This is a genomic window from Arthrobacter sp. 9AX, from assembly GCF_902506095.1.
Lineage (GTDB): Bacteria > Actinomycetota > Actinomycetes > Actinomycetales > Micrococcaceae > Arthrobacter.
On sequence record NZ_LR733293.1, the window covers coordinates 2,825,067 to 2,845,764 of the forward strand.

Consider the following 20,698-nt stretch of genomic DNA (forward strand, 5'->3'; position numbering starts at 1 on the left):
TATGCAGGCCTCAACGCCTTGCAGGTCCGCATATCGGGACAAAAACTCCTGAAGCGTCAGGAATCGGCTTCCTGCAGGGCTGCAACGATGGCAGGCAACAGCGACCGGAAGGCCTTGCCGCGGTGGCTGATCGCGTTCTTCTCTTCGGCGGACAGCTCGGCGCAGCTGCGGGTCTCCCCCGCCGGCTGCAGCACGGGGTCGTATCCGAACCCGCCGGCACCGCGGGGTTCGCGCAGCAGGACGCCCTCAAGTTGCCCGTACTCCACCACTTCACGCCCCGAATCACCGGCAGTCCCGGGGACCGCCAGCGCGGCCGCGCACACAAAGGCGGCCCCGCGGTGTGCGTCCGGCACGTCGGAGAGCTGGTTGAGCAGCAGCCGCAGGTTCGCGGCGTCGTCCCCGTGTCTCCCCGCCCACCGGGCCGAGAAAATGCCGGGCGCTCCGCCCATCACATCAACGGCAAGGCCGGAATCGTCGGCGATGGCCACCAGGCCTGTCGCTTCGGCAACGGCCCGCGCTTTGAGAAGGGAATTCTCGGCGAACGTCACACCCGTTTCGACGACGTCCGGGGCACCTGCCGCGGCGGCATCCACCACCTGGGTGTCGACGTCGAGCCCGGGCACCTGCCCGCGCAGCAGCTCTCGGAGCTCCCGGAGCTTCCCCTTGTTATGCGTGGCCAGGACCAGGCGCGGAGCCGTGCCTTGCCCCGGGGCGGCGGCAGGCGCCGCGCTCACAGCGTATCTGCCAGGGTCTCGCGCTGGATGGCGGCAAGCTGGGCGGTGCCGAGCAGGGCCAGGTCCAGGAGCTGGTCCAGTTCGGCGCGGTCAAAGGGTGCGCCCTCGGCAGTGCCCTGGACCTCCACGAATTTGCCCGAACCGGTGACCACCACGTTCATGTCGGTTTCCGCCCGGACGTCCTCAACGTAGGGCAGGTCCAGCATGGGCACGCCATCGATGATGCCCACGGAGACTGCTGCGATGGTGTCAATAAGGGGCTGCGCGTTCTTGGCGATCAGTTTGTTGTCGCGGGCGAACCGGATGGAGTCGGCCAGCGCCACGTACGCGCCGGTGATGGCCGCCGTCCGGGTGCCGCCGTCGGCCTGCAGGACGTCGCAGTCCAGCACAATGGTGTTTTCGCCCAGGGCCTTGGTGTCGATAATGGAGCGCAGGGACCGGCCGATGAGCCGGGAGATCTCGTGTGTGCGGCCGCCAATCCTGCCCTTGACGGATTCGCGGTCGGATCTGGTGTTGGTGGCACGCGGCAGCATGGCGTATTCGGCGGTGACCCAGCCGCGGCCCTCGCCCTTGAGCCAGCGGGGAACTCCCGGGGTGAGCGAAGCGGTGCACAGGACCCGGGTGTTGCCGAACTCGATCAGGGCCGAGCCTTCAGCCTGGTTGGACCATCCACGGGTGATGCTGATGGGCCGGAGCTGGTCCGGGGCGCGGCCGTCTGCGCGCACGATGGGCAGTGCAGTTGCTTCAGAAGTCATGCCATTAGCTTATCCACTGCGGGCCCGCCGATGTTCCGGGCAAGAGCCGCAGCGAAGCGCCTAGATGGTGTAGTGCACGCCGGCCACGGCAACGGCAACGTCGCCGCCAAACACCGGACGGGCTTCCGCCATCACGGTGGCGGGGGACGTCCATACCGGTATGTGGGTGAGCAGGAGCCGGCGCGCACCGGCTGCGGCACCTGCTTCGCCGGCCCGCTTTCCGGTGAGGTGGACGTCCTTGATGGCGTCATCGCGGCCTTCCTCGAACGCTGCCTCGCAGAGGAAGAGGTCAGCGTCCTTGGCGGCCTCCTCCAGGGCGGCACAGGAATCCGTGTCGCCGGAGTACGTCAGGGTCTTGGCGATCCGGTTGCCTTGCTTGTCCGGCTCCACCACTTCCACCCGGAGTGCATAGCACTCCTCGATCGGGTGGTTTACGGCAAACGGGGTCACGGTGAACGGCCCCACGGTGACCGGCTCGCGCTCAGCCCAGTTAGTGAAGTCGAATTCCTCGTGCATGCCCGGGTCCAGCTCCAGGCCGTAGGCGGTAGCCATCCGGTCTGCCGTAGCGGCCGGTCCCCACACCGGAATCCGACCTCTGCCCCAGCCGCCGGGCTTCCAGCGGACCGCAACGTGCAGCCCACAGAGGTCCATGCAGTGGTCGGGGTGCAGGTGGGTGAGGAAGATCGCGTCGATGTCTTCCAGGTCGGTATACCGCTGGATGGCGCCCAGCGCGCCGCTGCCCAGGTCCATGACAACTTTCCAGGTCCGCTCGCCGTCGTGTGCCGTCAGCAGGTAGCACGACGCGGGGGAACCGGGTCCCGGAAAGGACCCCGTGCAGCCAACGATGGTGAGCTTCACTGGCCGGGACCCCCGGTGACGGAGCTGCCCACAAAGTTGGAGATCCGGGAACGGGTGCCGCCGCGCTGCGCCGCCGCGATCATTTCCGGGGTGATACGTGCCAGGCTGCCCGTGGGATACTGGGCGGCCACGTGATCCACGTGCCGGACCGAGAGGACCTCCGGGCCCAGGAACCTGCGGGCCAGCGCCTCGAACTGGGCGGCGTCGCCGGTGGCTACGAAGTGGTGTTCGGGCGGAGTGCCGTCCGTGCGCTGGAGGTCATGGGTGGCCAGGGCACGGTAGACGTCCTTGGCGGTTTCCTCCGCGCTGGATACCAGGGTTACGTCCCCACCCATGACGTAGGAAATGACGCCCGTCAGCAGCGGGTAGTGCGTGCAGCCCAGGACCACGGTGTCCACACCGGCGGCCTTGAGCGGGGCAAGGTATTCCTCCGCCACCGCCAGCAGGGCGGGGCCGGTGGTTATTCCGGCCTCGACGTAGCTGACGAACTCCGGGCAGGCCACGGAGGTGATCTGCAGATCCGGGGCGGCGGCGAACGTATCCTCGTAGGCCCGCGAGCCCACAGTGGCGGAGGTGCCGATCACGCCCACCCGGCCCGTGCGCGTCGCGGCTACGGCACGCCGCACGGCCGGCTGGATGACCTCGATGACAGGGATGCCGTACTTCGCCGTGTACCGTTCCCGGGCGTCGCGGAGCACGGCGGCCGACGCCGAGTTGCAGGCTATGGTGAGCAGCTTGACGCCGGAGTCCACCAGTTCGTCCATCACGCCCAGGGCGTTCGCCCGGACTTCCGCGATGGGCAACGGGCCATAGGGCCCGTGGGCGGTATCCCCGACATAGAGGATGGACTCGTTGGGGAGCTGGTCGATAATGGAGCGGGCCACCGTGAGGCCGCCTACTCCCGAATCGAAGACACCGATGGGCCGTGATTCCACGGCGGCGGCCGGCAGGTCGCTGGCTTCGGACCCCGCTGCGGCAGCTGACGGATCCATGCTCGAGGCTGTTGTCATGATTATTCGAGGATAGGTCTTCCCCGGTGCCTCAGCCATCATGTTGTGGCCTGCGACTCATGTCTAATTTGTCACACGGCTCATAGGGACGGCCGGGGCCACCGCTCAACGGCGCGTGTCCAGCGACTGCAGCATGGCCTGGACCAGCGACTCCTGGAGCCAGGTGGCGAAGTTGTAGACCAGGGCCAGGTAGCTCTCCACATCCTCGGCCTGGGACCAGTCCTGCATCAGGTGGACGTGTTCGGCGTCCTCCTCGTCCTGGATGTCCAGCCGCTCCGCCAGGACCAGCCGGACATCGTTCAGCGCCATGGACCAGTGCCGGGCACCCTCGGGCGTCAGGACGATTTCGTCCTTGTCCAGATCCAGCGCCGCCGCCCGGAGGGCGCCGATTTTTGTCTCCCGCAGCGAACGCTCGGTGAGCTGGCGGAACTCAAGGGACGCGGCGCCGTCGTTCTTCACCACGTTGGGAAGGAGGCGCTTGACTGCCCTGTCCGTGGGCTCGGCAACGTCCATGTCGAGGCCGATCATGGCCGCCAGCGGGTCCTGGCCCTCGCGTTCCTCCGGCTGGAGCATGGAGATGACGTCGTCGATCAGGCTGCGCAGCAACTCCCGTTCGGTGGGTTCCAGGTAGCCGGTGATGCCCTTGAGTCCGTATTTGAACGCCTTAGCCACGTTTCCCCTTACCCTGGCCGGACCCGCCGGACTTCCCTGAATTGCCGCCCGGTCCGCCGCTTGCCTTCTCCACCGTGGCCCACAGTCCGAAGCCGTGCATGGCCACCGCGTGCCGCTCCACCTGTTCCTTGCTGCCGGAGGCAACGATCGAGCGGCCTTTTTTGTGGACCTCCATCATGAGCTTGTTCGCTTTGGTTTCCGAGTAGCCGAAGTAGCTTTGGAACACGTAGCTGACGTAGCTCATGAGATTAACGGGGTCGTTCCAGATCACCAGGTTCCAGGGGATGTCCGGTGCGGCCAGGAAGTCGGTGGACTCCGCAGTGCCGGTCCGGGTGCCCTCTTGCGTATCAGGGCCGAGCGCAACGCTTAAGGTCATCTGTCCATTCTATGGGCTGGGAGGGGCCACGCCTCGCTGCGGGGCCCCGCAGCGAAGCGCAGCGAGACGTGGGAGCCGGTGGGTGGGGCCACGCCGGCGAGGGCCCCGCGGCGAAGCGCAGCGAGACGTGGGAGCCGGTGGGTGGGGCCACGCCGGCGAGGGCCCCGCGGCGAAGCGCAGAGAGACGTGGGAGCCGGTGGGTGGGGCCACGCCGGCGAGGGCCCCGCGGCGAAGCGCAGCGAGACGTGGGAGCCGGTGGGGACTAGAGTGATTTTCGTGAGCACCTCTGCCGGCTGGGACCATCCCCGCACGTCCTTTTACACAGACCACTACGAGCTGACCATGCTGCAGGCATCGCTGCATTCGGGCGCCGCGCACCGCAAGTCGGTGTTCGAGGCCTTTGCCCGCCGGCTCCCGGACGGCCGGCGGTACGGCATTGTGGCGGGCACCGGCCGGCTGCTGGAGGGCATCGCGAACTTCCGGTTCAGCGAGCCGGAACTGGATTTCCTGGCCCGCACCAACGTGGTGAACGACCAGACGCTGGAGTACCTGGCGTCCTACCGTTTCTCAGGCGACATCTGGGGCTACCCCGAGGGCGAAGCCTACTTCCCGTACTCCCCTATCCTGATCGTTGAGTCCACCTTCGCCGAAGCCTGCATGCTGGAGACCTACCTCCTCTCGGTCCTCAACCACGACAGCGCCATCGCGTCCGCCGCATCCAGGATGGTCAGCTCCGCCGGCGGCCGTCCGTGCATCGAGATGGGCTCGCGCCGCACGCATGAGGAAGCTGCCACCGCCTCCGCCCGGGCAGCCATCATTGCCGGCTTCGACAGCACGTCCAACCTCGAAGCGGGCATCCGCTACGGGGTCAAGACAGTGGGCACTGCCGCCCACTCCTTCACCCTCCTGCACGACACCGAGCGCGATGCCTTCGAGGCACAGATAGCGTCCCTCGGCGAGGGGACGTCGCTCCTGGTAGATACGTACGACGTCGAAGCGGCCGTGCGTGCCGCCGTCGACCTTGCGGGTCCCAGCCTGGGCGCGGTCCGGCTGGACTCCGGCGACCTCGTGGCGCAGGCCCAATGGGTGCGCCAGCTCCTGGACCACCTGGGCAACGAGAACACCAAGATCGTGGTCACCTCGGACCTGGATGAGTTCGCCATCGCAGCGCTCCAGTCCGCCCCGGTGGATTCCTACGGCGTGGGGACATCCCTGGTCACGGGATCAGGCGCGCCAACCGCCAGCATGGTCTACAAGCTGGTGAGCCGCACCGACGATGACGGGAACTTCGTGTCCGTGGCCAAAGCCGCCAAGAACAAGGCCAGCGTGGGCGGCCGGAAATACGCCCTGCGGAAGCTGAACGAGCGCGGCACCGCCACGGCGGAAGTCGTTGGGGTGGGCCACCGACCCGAGGACGACGGCAACGACCGTCCGCTGCTGCAGCAGTTTATGAAAAACGGCGAACTCATGCCGGGCTGGACCGGCCATGAAGGCGTGGTCCGTGCCCGGCGCCGGCACGCCGAAACCATGGCTGAACTGCCGGCCGTGGTCAACCGCCTCCAGCGGGGTGAGGCAGCCATTCCCACTGTTTACGAGGAGAACTGATGTCCCGGGCCCTGATCATCGTTGATGTCCAGAACGACTTCTGCGAGGGCGGCTCGCTGGCCGTCGCCGGCGGCGCGGACGTGGCCGGCGCCATCAGCGAGTACGTGGACGCGCACCACAACGAGTTCGACCACATCGTGGCCACCCAGGACTGGCACATCAATCCCGGGGACCACTTCTCCGAGAACCCTGATTTCGTCGACAGCTGGCCGCCGCACTGCGTGGCCGGGACCCGCGGTGCGGAGCTCCACCCGGACCTGGACACCGAATACATCGAGGCCTATTTCCAGAAGGGGCAGTTTGCGGCCGCCTACTCCGGGTTTGAGGGCTTGCTGGCGCCCGAGGACGCAGTCCCCACCGGTGAGCGGAACCCCGGCGCGCTGCCCGGTCCGGGAAACCCGGAAAGATATGCCGCCGCTGAAGACGCCATCGGCCTGGACGACTGGCTCCAGAGCAATGACGTGGAGGACGTTGTGGTGGTGGGCATCGCCACTGACTACTGCGTCAAGGCCACATCCCTCGATGCCGTGCAGGCGGGTTACTCCGTGACGGTCATCCGTTCTTTGACGGCGGGAATCGCGGAGGACCTTGAGGACACCATCGCCGAGCTGGAACTGGGCGGCGTGGACGTCGGCTAAACGCCCGTACAAACGGATGTGGCCCGGTGCTCTGCACCGGGCCACATCCGTTTGCCTGTCATTTCCTGCCGACGAACCAGTCCTGAAGCTTCCGCAGGCGGGACTGCAGCTGTTCCTCGTTTGCCTGGGCTACCGGCGGACCGCCGCACACGGTGCGCAGCTTGGTGTGCACCACTCCGTGCGGCGTACCGGTACGGGCTGACCACGCAGCGACGTTCTTGGCCAGCTCGTTCCGGAGTTCCATTAGCATCCTGTGGTCCGGAACCGCCGGCGCCGGGGCTTCCGCGGCCGCGGGCGCACGCCGGTTTTTCCGGTTGAGCTGCTCATGCTGGCGCTGGCGCAGCAGGGTGCCCACCTGTTCGGCGTCCAGGAGCCCGGGAATGCCCAGGAAGTCCAGTTCCTCCTCGGAGCCCACCTCACCGCCGGTCCCGAACTCGCCGCCGTCGAACAGGACACGGTCGAAGGACGCCTGCGAGTCCAGGGCCTCAAACTTGCCCTTGGTCAGGCTGTCGGAAGCCTTCTCCTCGCGGTTGGCCTCGTCCATCAGCGAGTCTTCGGGGTTGAACAGCCCGTCCCCGTCCTCCTTCTCCGGCCGGTCCAGGGCATGGTCCCGTTCGGCCTCCATGGAGTTGGCCAGCGCCATAAGTTGGGGCACCGAGGGCAGGAAGACCGACGCCGTCTCGCCCCTTTTGCGGGCACGCACGAAGCGGCCCACGGCCTGGGCGAAGAACAGCGGGGTGGACGTGGAGGTTGCGTACACACCGACGGACAGCCGCGGGACGTCCACGCCTTCAGACACCATCCGGACGGCCACCATCCAGCGCTGTTCGCCTGCGGAGAACTCCTCGATCTTGCTGGAGGCCTTCGCGTCATCGGACAGGATGACGGTGGGTGATTGCCCGGTGATCTTTTTCAGCTGCCCCGCATAGGCCCGGGCGTCCTCGTGGTCGGTGGCGATGACCAGTCCGCCGGCGTCCGGCACGGTCCGCCGCACTTCGCTGAGCCGCTTGTCGGCACCGGCGAGGACGGCCGGAATCCATTCGCCGGCCGGGTTCAACGCGGTCCGCCAGGCGTGGGAGGTGATGTCCTTGGTCACCGCGGACTCGCCAAGGGACGCCGCCATTTCCTCGCCGGCACTGGTCCGCCAGCGCATCTGGCCGGAGTAGGCCATAAACATCACCGGCCGGACCACGTGGTCCCGCAGGGCATTGCCGTAGCCGTAGGTGTAATCCGCTTTGGAGCGCCGGATGCCGTCCCGGTCCTCGGCGTACTCCACAAACGGAATGGGAGAGGTGTCCGAGCGGAACGGGGTACCGGTCAGGGACAGCCTGCGCGCCGCGGGGTCGAAGGCCTCACGCAGGCCGTCGCCCCAGGACAGTGCCTCGCCGCCGTGGTGGATTTCGTCCAGGATCACCAGTGTTCGCGCGGCCTCGGTTTTAGCCCGGTGCAGCATCGGTTTGCTGGCCACCTGGGCGTACGTGACAGCGACGCCGATGAAGCCGCGGCCGTGCTGGCCGTCGGAATTCTTGAAGTTGGGGTCGATGGCGATGCCCACTTTGGCCGCCGCATCCGCCCATTGGCGCTTGAGGTGGTCCGTGGGCGCAACGATGGTCACGCGGTTGACGGCGCCGGAGTCGATCAGCGTGGACGCGATCCGGAGTGCGAAGGTGGTCTTACCCGCGCCGGGCGTTGCCACGGCCAGGAAGTCCCTGGGACTAGTCCTCAGGTAGAGGTCCAGGGCTTCCTGCTGCCAGGCACGGAGTTTCGGGGCGGTTCCCCAGGCTGCACGTTCCGGATAAGCCGGAGGCAGGGTGGGGCCGCCAAAGAGCGTCTCCGTCACTACTTGTTGTTGCCTGAGTCCCCTCCGGGACCCTTGCCGCCGTCGTTGCCCGGGCGGAGGCCGTCATAGACCTCTTTGCACATCGGGCATACCGGGAACTTCTGCGGATCCCGGCCGGGCGTCCAGACCTTGCCGCACAAGGCGATGACAGGCTCACCTGTCAGCGCGGACTCCATGATCTTTTCCTTGCGCACATAGTGCGAAAAGCGCTCCCGGTCCCCGGGTTCCACCTCTTGGCGCAGTTCTTCGCGCTCAATGGTGGCTGTGGACGATCCAGCCCCGGAAAGCTCACGCATCGGGTCGTTGTCGAGAGGGTCCGTCATGCTAGTCATGCGATCCATCTTAGCCGTTCCGGAGGGCGGACGTTCGACGCCGGAGGCTCCCGCCCCGCCGCCGTCGAACCTCCCGCCGTCGTACTTCTCCCGTGGTTGCCAGGCTGCCGGAACCGCGGTCAGAGGCCTTGCCAGGCAGGCTTGTTGTCGTAGGTGTGGCGGTAGAAATCCGCCAGTTTCAGGGCCGAGGCGGCCGCCTCGTCCAGCAGGACGGTGGCATGCGGGTGGAACTGCAGCACCGACGCCGGGCAGATGGCAGCCACCGGACCTTCGACGAAGTCGCGGACAGCCTGCGCTTTTTGCGCCCCCGTTGCCACCAGGATCACATGCCGGGCCTCCATGATGGTGCCCAGGCCCTGGGTGAGGACATGGTGCGGGACCTCGGCCAGGCTGCTGAAGAACCGGGCGTTGTCCCGGCGTGTCTGTTCGATCAGGCTCTTGATCCGCGTGCGGGAGGCAAAGGAAGATCCCGGCTCGTTGAAGCCGATATGGCCGTCGGTGCCCACGCCCAGGAGCTGCAGGTCGATGCCGCCCGCTGCCGCGATGGATTCCTCGTAGGCACGGCAGGCGGCCGGGATGTCCGTGGCCGTTCCGTCGGGGCCGTGGACGTTTTCCGGGGCGATGTTCACCCGGTTGGTGAATTCGCGCCGGATGACTTCGCGGTAGGACTCGGGATGGCCGGCCGGAAGGCCAACATATTCGTCCAGGGCAAACCCCTGCGTCCGGCTGAAGTCCAGGCCGTCCCGCTCGTGCCGGGCCGCCAGCTCATCGTAGGTGGGCAAGGGCGAGGAACCTGTGGCCAGGCCCAGGACGGCGTCCGGCTTCCGCCGGACCAGCTCCTCGATGGCGTCGGCCGCCAGCTTGCCGATCTGTTTGCTGCCGCTGAGGATAACGACTTCCATGCTGTTCCTTCCGGGGGTTTTCAGCGGTTGACGGTGACCTGGGCCAGCAGCTCGGGACCCCGGGCATCCAGCCATTTGCCGCCCAGCTTTACACCGGCCACCAGGAGTCCAAGCCCCAGGAGGAGCCCCGCGGCAAGGTTCAGCCAGCCGAAAAGGCTGTTGCCGGTGACGAGCTGGGCCACCAGGAGCGCCGCTTCGGGCAGGACCAGGACAAACAGGATTCCCATTCCGGCAAACTGCACGGCCAGCGTCTGGCCCACGTTGCCCGGCGGCTTCTTGAAGGGGCTGTCCCCCGGCAGCGGAACGGCCACCGTGTAGCGGGCCGAGACCACGGAGGACAATCCCACGCCGGTGAAGAGGATCCCCAGGCTCAGCCCCAGCTGGCCGGGCAGAGGTGCCCAGTCGCTGCTCACGGCGGAATGGCCGATCGCGAACACCAGGACCACCGGCAGCGCGAAGGCCAGGCAGGCAAGGGCGCGGCCCAGCCTGTCGTCCACGCCGCGGACTCCGCTGGCCAGGTGCAGTGCGAAGGCAGTGTTGTCGTAGGAGACGTCGGCAGAGATGGACCAGGCGAGGATGAACGCGGTCAGCGGGGCAAGGGCAGCAAGAGTGCCGAAGTCACCGGTCTGGCTTCCCTGGAACACCAACAGCACCGGGAGCAGCGGTACCACGATGAGCGAGCCGGAGTAGCGGGGATCACGGATCCAGTAAGTGAGGGACCGGGCCATCACGGCGCCGGCTGGAACGGCGGGCAGGAGACCGAACAGTCCCAGCTTTCCACCTTTGCGTTTGCCGCTGCCCGAGTAGGGCGGATTGACCAGGGCCCGCTCGAGCAGCAGCTTCCAGCACCAGGCAAGCCCGGCAAGGACCGCAACGGAGATCATCAGCTTCAGGGCAGCCTGTCCCGGCTGCCCGGCATCGAGGTCTCCGGCGATGGCCCACGGGGCGCCCAGCGGAGTCCACGACACCGTCTGCGCAAATTCCGGCAGGAAGCCGGCAGAGGCGGAGATTCCCCGACCCACCCCCGCCACTATCGGGCCGAGGAGGACCAGGGGCACCATAAACGCGATGGCGCTGACGTCCTTGAAGCGCCGGGAGGCGGCCAGGCTTGCCGTTGCGGTGGTCACCACCTTGGACAGCACAATGCAGGTCAAGACACCCAGCACGGCACCGATGAGGGCTGCGAGCGCGGGCAACACCCCGCGGGACCAGGTCACCACCGTGGACAGTGCCACCAGCGTTGTGGCGAGGCCCGGAATGCCGATCAGCCCGCCCAGCGCCAGCCCGGCCAGCATCTGCTTCATGGGAATGGCGAAGGTGGTGAAGCGGGCAGGATCGAGGGTCATGTCCGTGGCTGACGCAACCACCGGAATGATTCCCCAGCCGAGGATGGCCGCCGCTCCGCCAAGGACCACGGCTGTCTGGACCAGCTCGTGGTCAGCACGGCGCAGCAGCACCAGCACCAGCACCAGCGTGGCCACCAGTCCCAGCGCATAAAGCCCGGCAAAGGCCATGCCCACCAGCTGCCAGGGGCTGCGGCGCAGGCCGTTGCGCAGCAGCGTCAGCTTGAGCCTTAGAAGGTGCGCAACCATTTCAGCCCCTCCGTACGGCTGCGGCCGCCCACCAGCTGGACGAATCGGTCTTCCAGTGATGCCCCGGCCCGCACCTCGTCCACGGTGCCGGCCGCCAGCAGCCGGCCCGCAGCCACCACGGCAACGTGGTCGCACATGCGCTGCACCAGGTCCATCACGTGGCTGGAGACGATGACCGTCCCGCCCGAGGCCACGTAGCTGTCCAGGATGGAGCGGATGTTGGAGGCTGAAACCGGATCGACTGCTTCAAAGGGTTCGTCCAGCACGAGCAGCCGGGGCGCGTGGATCAACGCGGACGCCAGGGCGATCTTTTTAGTCATGCCGGCGGAGTAGTCAACCACCAGGGTCCCTGCGTCCTGTGCCAGGTCCAGGGCTGCCAGCAACTCGCCCACGCGGCTGGCCACCACGTCCTTGTCCATGCCGCGCAACAGGCCGGCGTACGTTACCAGCTGTTCACCGGTGAGCCGGTCGAACAGCCGCACGCCGTCGGGCAGGATCCCCATCAGGCGCTTGGCCTCCAGGGGCCGGGCCCAGACGTCCACCCCATGCACCACGGCTGTGCCGAAGTCGGGGCGCAACAGCCCGGTGGCCATTGAGAGGGTGGTGGTCTTGCCGGCTCCGTTCGGGCCCACGATCCCGAAGAAGGAACCCGCCGGCACCTCCAGGCTGAGTCCGTCCACCGCAATCTTCTGTCCAAAGCGCTTGGCCAGTCCGCGGATCGAAAGGGCGGCGACGGGGCCGTCAGGCCCTGCCGGGCCAGGTTGCTGAGCAGTCATGAAGCCAGACTAGTCCTCGGGCTGCGGCAACGGGGTCCTCCTGCAGGAGTAGTAAGAAAGGCTTAGAACTGCCCTTCCGGACGACTGCTCATGGACCGGTCCGGGACTACCGCGCCTTGCGGATGCGGATGGGGCCTTTGGCGGCGGACGGATCAACCACCGAGCCGCCCTGGGTGATCTCCACCTCGCCGGCGTCCACCAGCCGCCGCGCCGCCTGGCGGGCAGGTTCCATCAGTTCCCGCCAGTTTTCGTCACCGACGTCGCGTGCGGCATCGGACGGGCAGATGGTGGACGTGGGTGCCCGGGCCGCCAGGAGCGCCAGGATGCTGGCCTCCAACCGCTGGCCCAGGGTGCCGCCTTGGGCTTGCGCCCCCTCATCCCGCCCGCCGGCCATCACACACCCTACTGTCAGAAAGTCCGGCGCGGCACGGCGCGCTCATACTGCGGCACCCACGCGATGTTGTGGCCCAGTTCAAACGCTGCGCGCAACCACCAGTGCGGGTCCCGCAGGGCCGCCCGGGCTATGAAAACGCCGTCGGCCTGGCCGGTGGCGATGGCGTGCTCGGCCTGGCCGGCAGAGGTCAGCAGCCCCACGGTTCCGGTGGGCACGCCCGCCTCGCTGCGGATCGCGGCGGAGAACCCGGTCTGGTACCCGGGACCGGCCTTGATCTGCTGATGGGCCACTGCTCCACCGCTGGAAACATCGATGAGGTCCACACCGCGTTCGTGCGCCAGCCGGGCAAGGCGAACGGAGGCTGCCAGGTCCACCCCGCCCTCGGCCCAGTCGCTTGCGGAGATCCTCAGCAGCAGGGGCATCGAATCAGGAATAACCTCCCGCACCGCATCCACCACCGCCAGCATCAGCCTGTTCCGGCCTGCTTCGTCCCCGCCCCACGCATCGGTCCGGGCGTTGATCAGCGGGCTCTGGAACTGGTGCAGCAGGTAGCCGTGAGCCCCGTGGATCTCCAGGGTGTCGAATCCGGCGTCAACGGCACGGACTGCGGCCGCGGCGAAGTCGCTGATGACTCCCCTGATCTGTTCCTCGGTCATCTCGGCGGGCACGGCGTAGCCATCGAACGCGGAAGGCGAGGGTCCCACGGTGGGCCAGCCGCCCTCGGACTCCGGAACACTGCCCTGCCGGCCGGAGAAGGGCCAGTACGTGGAGGCCTTCCGGCCCGCGTGGGCAAGCTGGGCGCCGATCTTCGCGTCCGCGGCCCCGTGGCGGTGCACAAAGGAGGTGATCCGTTCCCAGGCCTCCGCCTGGGCATCGTTGTAGAGGCCGGCGTCGCGGGGGCTGATCCTGCCTTCGGCGTTCACGGCGGCCGCCTCGGTGAGGATCAGGGCAGCGCCGCCGGCGGCGAAGGAGCCCAGGTGCATCAGGTGCCAGTCGTTGGGGACCCCCGGGGCGTCGTCGGGATCGCAGCTGTACTGGCACATGGGCGAGAGCCAACCGCGGTGCTGCAACTCGAGCGAGCGCAGCTTGAGCGGTTCAAACAGTGCTGGCACTAGAAGAGCACCCGGGCCAGGGCCTGCCGCGCCTTGGCAACCCGCTCGTCCGACGTTCCCACCACTTCGAACAGCTCCAGCAGGCGGACGCGGGCAGTCTCACGCTCCGGCCCGAAGTTCCTGCCGATGAAGCTGACCACCCGGTTCAGCGCATCTTCCACATGCCCGCCGGCCACGTCCAGGTCGGCAACGGCAAGCTGGGCGTCCAGGTTGTCCGGTTCGTCGGCTGCCTGGGTGCGCACGGCCTCGCTGTCCTGTGCGGTGAGGGGCTGAAGCCTGAGCATCAGCTCCACCTGGGCCAGCCCCGCCTTCGCCTCGGGGTCGGACGGCATCTCGTTCAAGGCCTGGCGGTAGGCGTCAGCCGCGGCGGCGTAGTCGCCTGATTCGATGGCGTCAAAAGCGGCCTGGTGCAGCGGCGGCAGCGGGGCGGGCTCGGCTTCGGTGCCGGCTCCCCCGCCGAGGCTGCCCGTCACGCCGTTTGCGGCCGCGACCTTCAGCAGCTCGTCAAAGAGGCTGCGGACCTGCTGTTCGTCGGCGCCGCCCTGGAAGAGCGGGACAGGCTGGCCCTTCACCACGGCAACTGCAGTGGGCACCGCCTGCACCTGGAAGGCCTGGGCAAGCTGCGGGAACGCTTCGATATCGGCGGCGCCGAGAACCAGCCGGCCGCCGTAGCTGTCCACAACCCGGCCCAGGACATCAAGCATGCCGGCCGACTCCGGCGAATATGAGGCCCAGAGGGCGAAAACCACCGGCACCTGTGCCGAGAGTTCCACCAGCTGCTGGAAGTTGCCTTCTGTGACGTTGACCTTCAGTTCGGGACCGCCGGGAGCCGCACCGGGTTCCGCTCCGGGGGTTCCGGACGGCACGGCGGGCGTCGCTGGGCGGGGCTGCTTCAGCGAGGAAAGGTCGACGGCGCCGCGCAGGTTAAGCAGGCTGGCAGCGGCAGGAGGGACTGGGCGGGAAGCTGGCGAACTCATGCTTTCCACTTTAGCCACTCCGGCCGCTGCCGGGGGTACTGCAGGTGGGGCCTACTTGAAGGTTGCTCCCACCAGGCCGCGGGTTGCGGCCACGAGCTTCATGGGGTCGCTGGATCCTGCGGGCGGAACATACACGGCCATGGATTCGGCAAAGCTGAGCACCATGCCGGTGGTGGTTTCCTTGCCGCCGGCCAGGGCCGCGGCGTCGTCACCGATGGTCAGTTTGTCGCCGGCGGCCTTGGGCGTGCCCTCAAAGCCGAAGTTGATCCTGCCCAGGACCAGCGCGCCGCCGTCGGCAGTCCGGAACACCACGGTGCTTTCCGGAACAACCTTGTGGGTGAACGAGAAGTTTCCGTTCTCGCCGGCCTTGACCACCTCTGCCTGGTAGGACAGTGTGTCGGCGATGTACGGAGAGGACTCGCCTTCGACGAGCCTGTCCTTGAAGGCGGAATCTGCGGTGGTGAGCCGGTCGGCCAGGCCGGCCATGGCCTCTTCACCGCTGTAGAGCAGTCCGTTCTTGTCAGCGGGGGCGAGGGTTTCCGTTCCGTCACGGTTGATGGTGGGGAAGGTGGTGCCCGGCTGCAGCGGATTGGTTTCCACCAGCTTGTAGTTCTCGCGCGGTGAGGCCTGGACGAGGGTCAGCAACTGCGGCACAACGTTGCCGTCACCCTGCGTTACGGCCAGGACAGAGCGGGGCCACTCCCGGTCCTTGGTGACCACGGTGGTGAGGAGCTTGGTGGAACGTACGGGCATGCGTGCCTCGTAGGATGCCACCTGGGAGCGGATCTTGTAGTTCTGCGTCCGCACCTCAAGTTCGGTTCCGCCCACGCGCTCGGCGAGCTTGGCGGCGTCCTTGGCTGCATCACCGGCATCGGCCGCGCTGGAGACCTGCTCCAGGATCCGGCGGAACTGGGCATCGAGCAGGACCGGCGAGGCGGCCTGCTGCTGCGGGGCGGCGGACCCTGCAGGGTCCGATGAGGGCGCCGGCGATGCGGCGGTGGCGGCGGTACCGGCACCGGCCACCACGGCGACGGTTACCACGCCGGCGGCCACCATGCCCAGGCGGGAGGATGAGCGGGCTTCGGCGCGGACTCGCGCACGCTGGGCAAAGCCGCTGCCCTGGCCGTCGCCTTCACCGTCGCCCTTGCGTGCCGGGAGCAGGGCCAGTGCGATGCCGCCAAGGATCAGGAGCGAGCCCAGCACCATCAGCGGGATGGCCCACGGCGTGGAGGTATCGTTCGGGAACGTCATGGAGATGGAGGCGGGCGCCGGCTGGGTGCCGTCCGCGGCCAGCAGGAGCGTCCAGTCGCCGTCGGCCGGCGGTGTCCAGGAGTACTCCAGTTCGCCGCTTGCGTTCTCCGTGGATACCCAAAGATCCGAGCCGGCAGGGCTCGGCGAAGTGGCCTCGCCGTCGGCATGCTCAACCTGGAGGGACTTGCCGTCCTCGGAAACCCCCGTCACGGTGTTGTGCGCTGTCTGGCCCACCCAGGCGTCCACGTCGTCGGGGCGGCCTGCCGCGAGCAGGAAGTTGCCGTCGCCTTCCACGGTGATTTTGACGGTTCCGCCGTGCAGGGTCCGCAGCTTTTCGTCTATGACGGTCAGCGGCGCTGCCTGGGCATCAGCCGGCGCAGAGGCCGTGAACGTCTCGGAAGGGGCCCAGATGGTTCTCTGGCCGATGCCGGCCAGCAGTGTCAGGAGGCCGAGCAGCACGAGTGCGACTGCAGTCTTTAAACGCAAGGGAACACCTATCATCAGCGGGGGTTTAGGTTCAATAGTAACCGTTTTGTTACCAGGCCCAGGGATCGATGGCCAGAACGGTGCCCGCGGCCGCCGCCCGGGAAGGGCCCTCAGCGGGTGTTGACAAGGCTGCTGATAGTGTTTGCGATGATCATCACACCGGCCCGCAGCAGCGGCGCCACGCATCGAACAGGCCCACATTTCAGTGACTGACAAGACGGACGAGTCCTCCGCGGCATACGAGAATCCGGAGGGCGCAGAGCCTTCGGCCAAGGCGTCGCAGGAGCCTGCGCCGGCACCCCGGAGGGGACCGGGCGCTGCCCTCGTGATGGTGGTCCGCCGCCTGCGCCAGCCGCTGCCGGGGGCCCAGCCGCGGCTCAGGTTCGAGATGCCGCCGGAGTACCTGCAGCAGGAGGAATCCAGCGAGGACCCGGACGGTGTGCCCCGCCCCCAGTTCGGTGATCCCGGCCCCCGGATGTCGCCCCAGCACCCGCTCTACATGGGCTTTATGGGCACTGTGGGCGTGGGCGTGGCGCTGCTGGTCTACTGGATCGGCTCCCACACCACGCAGCTGCTGCTATGGATTGTCGCGGCGCTTTTCATCGCGCTCGGCCTTGAACCGGTGGTCGGGTGGCTGGAGCGCCGGAGGATTCCCCGCCCGGCCGGCATCCTGGTGTCCGTCAGCGTGCTGGTGGTCGGCGTCGTCGGCTTCTTTGCCACCCTGATTCCCACCATCGTGGAGCAGGTCACCGAGATCGTGGAGCAGGCGCCCATCTGGGTCAGGGACTTTATGAACTCGGACCTGTTCCGTACCCTGGATGACCAGTTCGGCGTCCGCGACAGGATAGCCGAGGAAGTGAACAAGTTCGTCAACGACCCCGAGGCCATGGGCGGGATCGCGGGCGGAGTAGTGGGGTTCGGATCCACGGTGGCGAACGGTTTGTTCGGCGCCCTGATTGTCCTGGTACTCAGCCTGTACTTCCTGGCGGCGCTGCCGGCCATGAAGAAGTGGGGCTACCGGCTGGCTCCGCGCTCCAGGCGCCACCGGGTGGAGGCCCTGTCCGAGGAAATCACCAAGTCGGTGGGCAACTACGTCATCGGGCAGGCCTGCGTGGCCGCGCTCAATGCCACGTTCGCCTTCATCGTGATGTCCATCGTGGGCGTCCCGTTCGCCCTGCTGCTGGCGTTCGTGGTGGCGCTGCTCGCCTTTATCCCCCTGGTCGGGGCCATGATCGCCGGTGTGGTGGTGGTCCTCGTTGCCCTCACGGTGGGCTGGCAGACAGCCACGCTTTACGGCATCTGCTACTTCGCCTACCTGCAGTTCGAGGCGTACTTCATCTCGCCGCGCATCATGCAGAAGGCCGTGGCCGTTCCGGGAGCGGTGGCTGTCATCTCGGTTATTGCCGGCGGCAGCCTGCTGGGGGTCCTCGGTGCCCTGATCGCCATTCCCACCGCTGCCGCCATCCTGCTGCTGATCAAGGAGATCTACATCGTCCGGCAGGACAAGCACTGAACCTGCACGGGCACTAGGCCGGCGCGCTGGCCACCGGCCCGTCCCACTCCTGCGGAATGGCGTCTTCCGCCGGGCCTGCGCCGGTGACCTCGTGCACAATCTCGTTCAGCACGCGCCCGGCGTACTTCTCCCCGACCCACAGGTGTTTAGCACCCTTGACGCCAACAACGCTGGCCTGCGGCACCAGGCTGAAGCGCTGCGACGCAGCCTCGGGCTGCAGGTAGTCATCATGCTCGGGCACCAGCACCTTGAGCGGTTTGCCGGACCGGGCCCACTGCTCAAGGTGGGAGTCCTTGGCCCGGTGCAGCGGCGGCGAGAGCAGGATGGCACCCTCAATCTCCGACGCCACCGGCTCAACCGCACCGTACATCAGGGCCAGCTCAGTGCCGAAGGACCAGCCCACCAGCCAGCGGTTCGGCAGGCCGCGTTCGACGGCGAAGCGGACTGCCGCCTCCACGTCATGCTGCTCCCCGATGCCCTCCTCGAACGCGCCCGAGCTCGTGCCGCGGGGGGACTCCGTGCCGCGGGTGTTGAAGCGGAGCACAGCGATCCCGGCCAAGGCCGGCAGCCGGTAGGACGCCTTGCGGTAGACGTGCGAATCCATAAAGCCGCCGTGCGTGGGCAGGGGGTGCAGCGTGATCAGCGTGGCCTTGACCGGGCCGGACTCCGGCAGGGCCAGCTCACCCACCAGGGTGTGCCCGTCCGCTGTCTGCAGCTCCACGTTTTCCCGCTTTGCGGGCAGGACAGTGGAGGCACGGATGGGAGTGGGGCCGGTGGACTGGCTGAATTCATACGACGCCGGATCAAAAGTCATGCCTGCCAGCTTAGCGACAGCCGCTACCGGTACCGGTAACTGCGGCTCATCCAGCAGTTGGTGTGCCAGTGCCGCCGTTCAGCCAGGCCGGCGGCCGCACCGAACAGATGGTCGTCCTTCCAGACCACCAGGTGCGCGACTCCGGGCAGCACTGCCGTGGAACACTCCGGGCAGATGTAGGTCTTTTCGGCATTTTTGGCGGTCATGGTGCGGACCATCCACTCGCCGTCCGGGGCGCTTTCCCGGCGGGCGATGCCCGCCCGCGCGCGTTCCAGGTCCAGTTCGGGAACCTCGCCGCTGCCCTTCTTTCCTGCGGCCCGGCCGGAACCCGCTCCGGCTTTTCCGGACACTGGGCGGCGGGGTCGGTTGGAACGCGGCATGCCTCCATTCTGCCCCAGTCCCGGCCCCTGCCACTGCCTCCCTCCCCTTCCGCCACAGGCAGGCCGGCCATGGCAGGGGGCCCGTCGCTACCACGCGTCGAGGCAAGGGCCGCCGGCGCCAGACGGTAGTCTGTACGGCGTGCGACTTGTCATAGCCCGATGCTCTGTTGATTACGTTGGCCGGCTCAAAGCCCATCTCCCCCTTGCCACCAGGCTGCTGCTGGTCAAGGCCGACGGCTCCGTCCTGGTCCATTCGGACGGTGGCTCGTACAAGCCGCTGAACTGGATGAGCCCGCCGGCCACCCTGCGCGTCTCCTCCCCGGAGGACGTGGACCTTGAACTGGGCGTCGTTGAGCAGTGGACCGTGCAGTCGGCCAAGACCGACGACCGCCTCATCATCAACATCCATGAGAAATTCAGTGAGTCCTCCCATGACCTGGGTGTCGACCCGGGCCTGATCAAGGACGGCGTTGAGGCTGACCTGCAGCGGCTCCTGGCCGAGCAGATTGAAACGCTTGGCGAAGGCTACTCGCTGATCCGCAGGGAGTACTTCACCGCGATCGGACCGGTGGACATCCTGGCCCGGGACGCCGACGGGGCAACGGTGGCCATCGAGCTCAAGCGGCGCGGCGACATCGACGGTGTGGAGCAGCTTACCCGCTACCTTGAACTGCTCAACCGCGATCCGCTGCTGGCTCCGGTCCGCGGGATCTTCGCCGCCCAGCAGATCAAGCCGCAGGCAAAGGTCCTCGCGAACGACCGCGGGATTGACTGCATAACCCTCGACTACGACGCCATGCGCGGTGTGGACGATATTGAGTCCCGGCTTTTCTGACGTTTCGTTTCGACGGTTCGCGTGATAATCAGCAGGCTGCCCTTTCGGCGGCGCTGAATTCGTTCCGACAAGGACATTTAACCGCCTTTTTACCCAAAATTTATGCGTTTAGCCGCCCAAACCGTTGACCTCCGCCGACCGGCGTGAAATTCTTATCTCAGTCTTTGTGTAGGTGTTTTTCATGCTCGCAAGACATGTTGCGAGCGCGAAGCTCCTGCAGCGCCGGTCCCTTTTCCGGACGGGCAATCCAGGATTCTTCTCGCGGAGTGACCAAGGCCGGCACGAAGTGTGCCGATCTTAAAAAGTTCCACAATGAGGAGAAATAAATGGCACAGGGAACCGTCAAGTGGTTCAACGCTGAAAAGGGCTTCGGCTTCATCACCCCGGATGACTCCGATGGTGATGTCTTCGTTCACTACTCCGAGATCCAGACCGGTGGCTTCAAGACCCTCGACGAGAACCAGCGCGTTCAGTTCGAGATCGGCCAGGGTGCCAAGGGCCCCCAGGCTACCGGCGTCACGCTGGTTTAGTCCCCGCCGGATGGCCGCGTAATGCGGCCAACAGCGAAACAATGATCCCCGGCAATTGTGCCGGGGATCATTGTTATTAAAGGGTTATAAGACAAACGTGTAAATCGGGGCTCCGCGTTATGGGAGCAGGCTGTCGCAGGCGGCCACCACTATTGGCGGCTGACGCGAAACCCGCCATCACCTTTCGCATCAAATCCGACGACGCCCCATCACCTTTCGCAGCAAATCACCGAACGCTCCGTCATGTGATCCATCTCGCGAAGACACCCCGGCACCCTCCCGCGGCATCACCGCCGTCGAACCCGCCCGAAGGTGA

22 protein-coding genes are annotated in these 20,698 nt (G+C 67.1%); 5 read left to right on the forward strand and 17 right to left on the reverse strand.

The genetic code is table 11. The features are described 5' to 3' along the window. Positions 1-56 precede the first annotated feature (56 nt). From rdgB to clpS, 6 genes are all read right to left on the reverse strand, one after another. A complete protein-coding gene (gene rdgB, locus BACI348_RS13020; RefSeq protein ID WP_159826406.1) occupies positions 57-734 on the reverse strand; it encodes an RdgB/HAM1 family non-canonical purine NTP pyrophosphatase in 678 nt (225 codons plus the stop codon). Further along, entirely contained in the window at positions 731-1,489 is a 759-nt protein-coding gene (gene rph / locus BACI348_RS13025; RefSeq protein ID WP_159826408.1) for a ribonuclease PH, read from the reverse strand. The genes rdgB and rph overlap by 4 nt, the downstream gene beginning before the upstream one ends. A 60-nt stretch (positions 1,490-1,549) precedes the next feature. Continuing rightward, on the reverse strand, positions 1,550-2,347 hold the full coding sequence (locus BACI348_RS13030; protein ID WP_159826410.1) for an MBL fold metallo-hydrolase: 798 nt from the start codon (positions 2,345-2,347) through the stop codon (positions 1,550-1,552). Beyond that, positions 2,344-3,339: a glutamate racemase gene (gene murI, locus BACI348_RS13035; RefSeq protein ID WP_159826412.1), complete on the reverse strand. Its 996-nt coding sequence runs from the start codon at positions 3,337-3,339 to the stop codon at positions 2,344-2,346. Before murI ends, BACI348_RS13030 begins: the two co-directional genes overlap by 4 nt. A 123-nt stretch (positions 3,340-3,462) precedes the next feature. Then, positions 3,463-4,029: a DUF2017 domain-containing protein gene (locus BACI348_RS13040; RefSeq protein ID WP_159826414.1), complete on the reverse strand. Its 567-nt coding sequence runs from the start codon at positions 4,027-4,029 to the stop codon at positions 3,463-3,465. Continuing rightward, positions 4,022-4,405 (reverse strand): ATP-dependent Clp protease adapter ClpS, encoded by a 384-nt coding sequence (gene clpS / locus BACI348_RS13045; protein WP_159826416.1) that lies wholly within the window; start codon positions 4,403-4,405, stop codon positions 4,022-4,024. The genes BACI348_RS13040 and clpS overlap by 8 nt, the downstream gene beginning before the upstream one ends. 276 nt (positions 4,406-4,681) lie before the next feature. Here clpS and BACI348_RS13050 point away from each other — a divergent pair, with 276 nt between their 5' ends. Beyond that, the gene (locus BACI348_RS13050; protein ID WP_159826418.1) at positions 4,682-6,010 is read left to right on the forward strand and encodes a nicotinate phosphoribosyltransferase; all 1,329 of its coding nucleotides are present in this window, start codon (positions 4,682-4,684) and stop codon (positions 6,008-6,010) included. After that, the gene (locus tag BACI348_RS13055; RefSeq protein WP_159826420.1) at positions 6,010-6,648 is read left to right on the forward strand and encodes an isochorismatase family protein; all 639 of its coding nucleotides are present in this window, start codon (positions 6,010-6,012) and stop codon (positions 6,646-6,648) included. Before BACI348_RS13050 ends, BACI348_RS13055 begins: the two co-directional genes overlap by 1 nt. A 58-nt stretch (positions 6,649-6,706) precedes the next feature. On the opposite strand, the gene BACI348_RS13060 is transcribed toward BACI348_RS13055, so the two are convergent. From BACI348_RS13060 to BACI348_RS13100, 9 genes are all read right to left on the reverse strand, one after another. Next, on the reverse strand, positions 6,707-8,488 hold the full coding sequence (locus BACI348_RS13060) for a DEAD/DEAH box helicase (protein ID WP_159826422.1): 1,782 nt from the start codon (positions 8,486-8,488) through the stop codon (positions 6,707-6,709). Further along, positions 8,488-8,820: a DUF3039 domain-containing protein gene (locus tag BACI348_RS13065; RefSeq protein WP_370455872.1), complete on the reverse strand. Its 333-nt coding sequence runs from the start codon at positions 8,818-8,820 to the stop codon at positions 8,488-8,490. Before BACI348_RS13065 ends, BACI348_RS13060 begins: the two co-directional genes overlap by 1 nt. Positions 8,821-8,939: 119 nt before the next feature. After that, a complete protein-coding gene (nagB, locus tag BACI348_RS13070) occupies positions 8,940-9,722 on the reverse strand; it encodes a glucosamine-6-phosphate deaminase (RefSeq protein WP_159826424.1) in 783 nt (260 codons plus the stop codon). Positions 9,723-9,742: 20 nt separating this feature from the next. Then, positions 9,743-11,314, reverse strand: coding sequence for a transporter (locus BACI348_RS13075; RefSeq protein ID WP_159826426.1), 1,572 nt, complete (start codon positions 11,312-11,314; stop codon positions 9,743-9,745). Further along, complete coding sequence (locus tag BACI348_RS13080; protein WP_159826428.1) at positions 11,296-12,090, reverse strand: ABC transporter ATP-binding protein; 795 nt, start codon at positions 12,088-12,090, stop codon at positions 11,296-11,298. Before BACI348_RS13080 ends, BACI348_RS13075 begins: the two co-directional genes overlap by 19 nt. A 106-nt stretch (positions 12,091-12,196) precedes the next feature. After that, positions 12,197-12,484 carry a DUF3253 domain-containing protein gene (locus tag BACI348_RS13085; RefSeq protein ID WP_159826430.1) on the reverse strand — a complete coding sequence of 96 codons (288 nt, stop codon included), beginning with the start codon at positions 12,482-12,484 and terminating at the stop codon, positions 12,197-12,199. A gap of 14 nt (positions 12,485-12,498) precedes the next feature. Then, positions 12,499-13,596, reverse strand: a complete 1,098-nt coding sequence (locus BACI348_RS13090; protein WP_159826432.1) for an NADH:flavin oxidoreductase/NADH oxidase — start codon at positions 13,594-13,596, stop codon at positions 12,499-12,501. Next, positions 13,596-14,573: a tetratricopeptide repeat protein gene (locus BACI348_RS13095; RefSeq protein ID WP_159826434.1), complete on the reverse strand. Its 978-nt coding sequence runs from the start codon at positions 14,571-14,573 to the stop codon at positions 13,596-13,598. Before BACI348_RS13095 ends, BACI348_RS13090 begins: the two co-directional genes overlap by 1 nt. A gap of 51 nt (positions 14,574-14,624) precedes the next feature. After that, positions 14,625-16,325 carry a DUF8094 domain-containing protein gene (locus tag BACI348_RS13100; RefSeq protein ID WP_201298424.1) on the reverse strand — a complete coding sequence of 567 codons (1,701 nt, stop codon included), beginning with the start codon at positions 16,323-16,325 and terminating at the stop codon, positions 14,625-14,627. Positions 16,326-16,515: 190 nt separating this feature from the next. Between BACI348_RS13100 and BACI348_RS13105 the strand changes: the two genes are divergently transcribed. After that, a complete protein-coding gene (locus BACI348_RS13105; protein WP_159826436.1) occupies positions 16,516-17,823 on the forward strand; it encodes an AI-2E family transporter in 1,308 nt (435 codons plus the stop codon). 13 nt (positions 17,824-17,836) lie between these two features. Here the strand turns inward: BACI348_RS13105 and BACI348_RS13110 are convergent, their stop codons facing one another. Next, entirely contained in the window at positions 17,837-18,637 is an 801-nt protein-coding gene (locus tag BACI348_RS13110) for an alpha/beta hydrolase (protein ID WP_159826438.1), read from the reverse strand. Between the two features lie 23 nt (positions 18,638-18,660). Beyond that, complete coding sequence (locus tag BACI348_RS13115) at positions 18,661-19,017, reverse strand: Rv1322 family protein (RefSeq protein ID WP_159826440.1); 357 nt, start codon at positions 19,015-19,017, stop codon at positions 18,661-18,663. A gap of 139 nt (positions 19,018-19,156) precedes the next feature. On the opposite strand from BACI348_RS13115, the gene nucS reads away from it, so the two are divergent. Together nucS and BACI348_RS13125 are read left to right on the forward strand one after the other, a co-directional pair. Beyond that, a complete protein-coding gene (gene nucS, locus BACI348_RS13120; protein WP_159826442.1) occupies positions 19,157-19,852 on the forward strand; it encodes an endonuclease NucS in 696 nt (231 codons plus the stop codon). 326 nt (positions 19,853-20,178) lie between these two features. Continuing rightward, on the forward strand, positions 20,179-20,382 hold the full coding sequence (locus BACI348_RS13125) for a cold-shock protein (RefSeq protein WP_011692441.1): 204 nt from the start codon (positions 20,179-20,181) through the stop codon (positions 20,380-20,382). Positions 20,383-20,698: the final 316 nt, after the last annotated feature.

Excerpts from the sequence above, each read along its gene's own strand:
- BACI348_RS13075 (WP_159826426.1), bottom strand. The coding sequence starts at position 11,314 with ATGGTTGCGCACCTTCTAAGGCTCAAGCTGACGCTGCTGCGCAACGGC.
- rph (WP_159826408.1), bottom strand. The coding sequence starts at position 1,489 with ATGACTTCTGAAGCAACTGCACTGCCCATCGTGCGCGCAGACGGCCGC.
- BACI348_RS13125 (WP_011692441.1), top strand. The coding sequence starts at position 20,179 with ATGGCACAGGGAACCGTCAAGTGGTTCAACGCTGAAAAGGGCTTCGGC.
- BACI348_RS13115 (WP_159826440.1), bottom strand. The coding sequence starts at position 19,017 with ATGCCGCGTTCCAACCGACCCCGCCGCCCAGTGTCCGGAAAAGCCGGA.
- nagB (WP_159826424.1), bottom strand. The coding sequence starts at position 9,722 with ATGGAAGTCGTTATCCTCAGCGGCAGCAAACAGATCGGCAAGCTGGCG.
- clpS (WP_159826416.1), bottom strand. The coding sequence starts at position 4,405 with ATGACCTTAAGCGTTGCGCTCGGCCCTGATACGCAAGAGGGCACCCGG.
- murI (WP_159826412.1), bottom strand. The coding sequence starts at position 3,339 with ATGGATCCGTCAGCTGCCGCAGCGGGGTCCGAAGCCAGCGACCTGCCG.
- BACI348_RS13095 (WP_159826434.1), bottom strand. The coding sequence starts at position 14,573 with ATGAGTTCGCCAGCTTCCCGCCCAGTCCCTCCTGCCGCTGCCAGCCTG.
- BACI348_RS13085 (WP_159826430.1), bottom strand. The coding sequence starts at position 12,484 with ATGGCCGGCGGGCGGGATGAGGGGGCGCAAGCCCAAGGCGGCACCCTG.
- BACI348_RS13110 (WP_159826438.1), bottom strand. The coding sequence starts at position 18,637 with ATGACTTTTGATCCGGCGTCGTATGAATTCAGCCAGTCCACCGGCCCC.
- BACI348_RS13065 (WP_370455872.1), bottom strand. The coding sequence starts at position 8,820 with ATGACTAGCATGACGGACCCTCTCGACAACGACCCGATGCGTGAGCTT.
- BACI348_RS13100 (WP_201298424.1), bottom strand. The coding sequence starts at position 16,325 with ATGATAGGTGTTCCCTTGCGTTTAAAGACTGCAGTCGCACTCGTGCTG.
- BACI348_RS13055 (WP_159826420.1), top strand. The coding sequence starts at position 6,010 with ATGTCCCGGGCCCTGATCATCGTTGATGTCCAGAACGACTTCTGCGAG.
- BACI348_RS13080 (WP_159826428.1), bottom strand. The coding sequence starts at position 12,090 with ATGACTGCTCAGCAACCTGGCCCGGCAGGGCCTGACGGCCCCGTCGCC.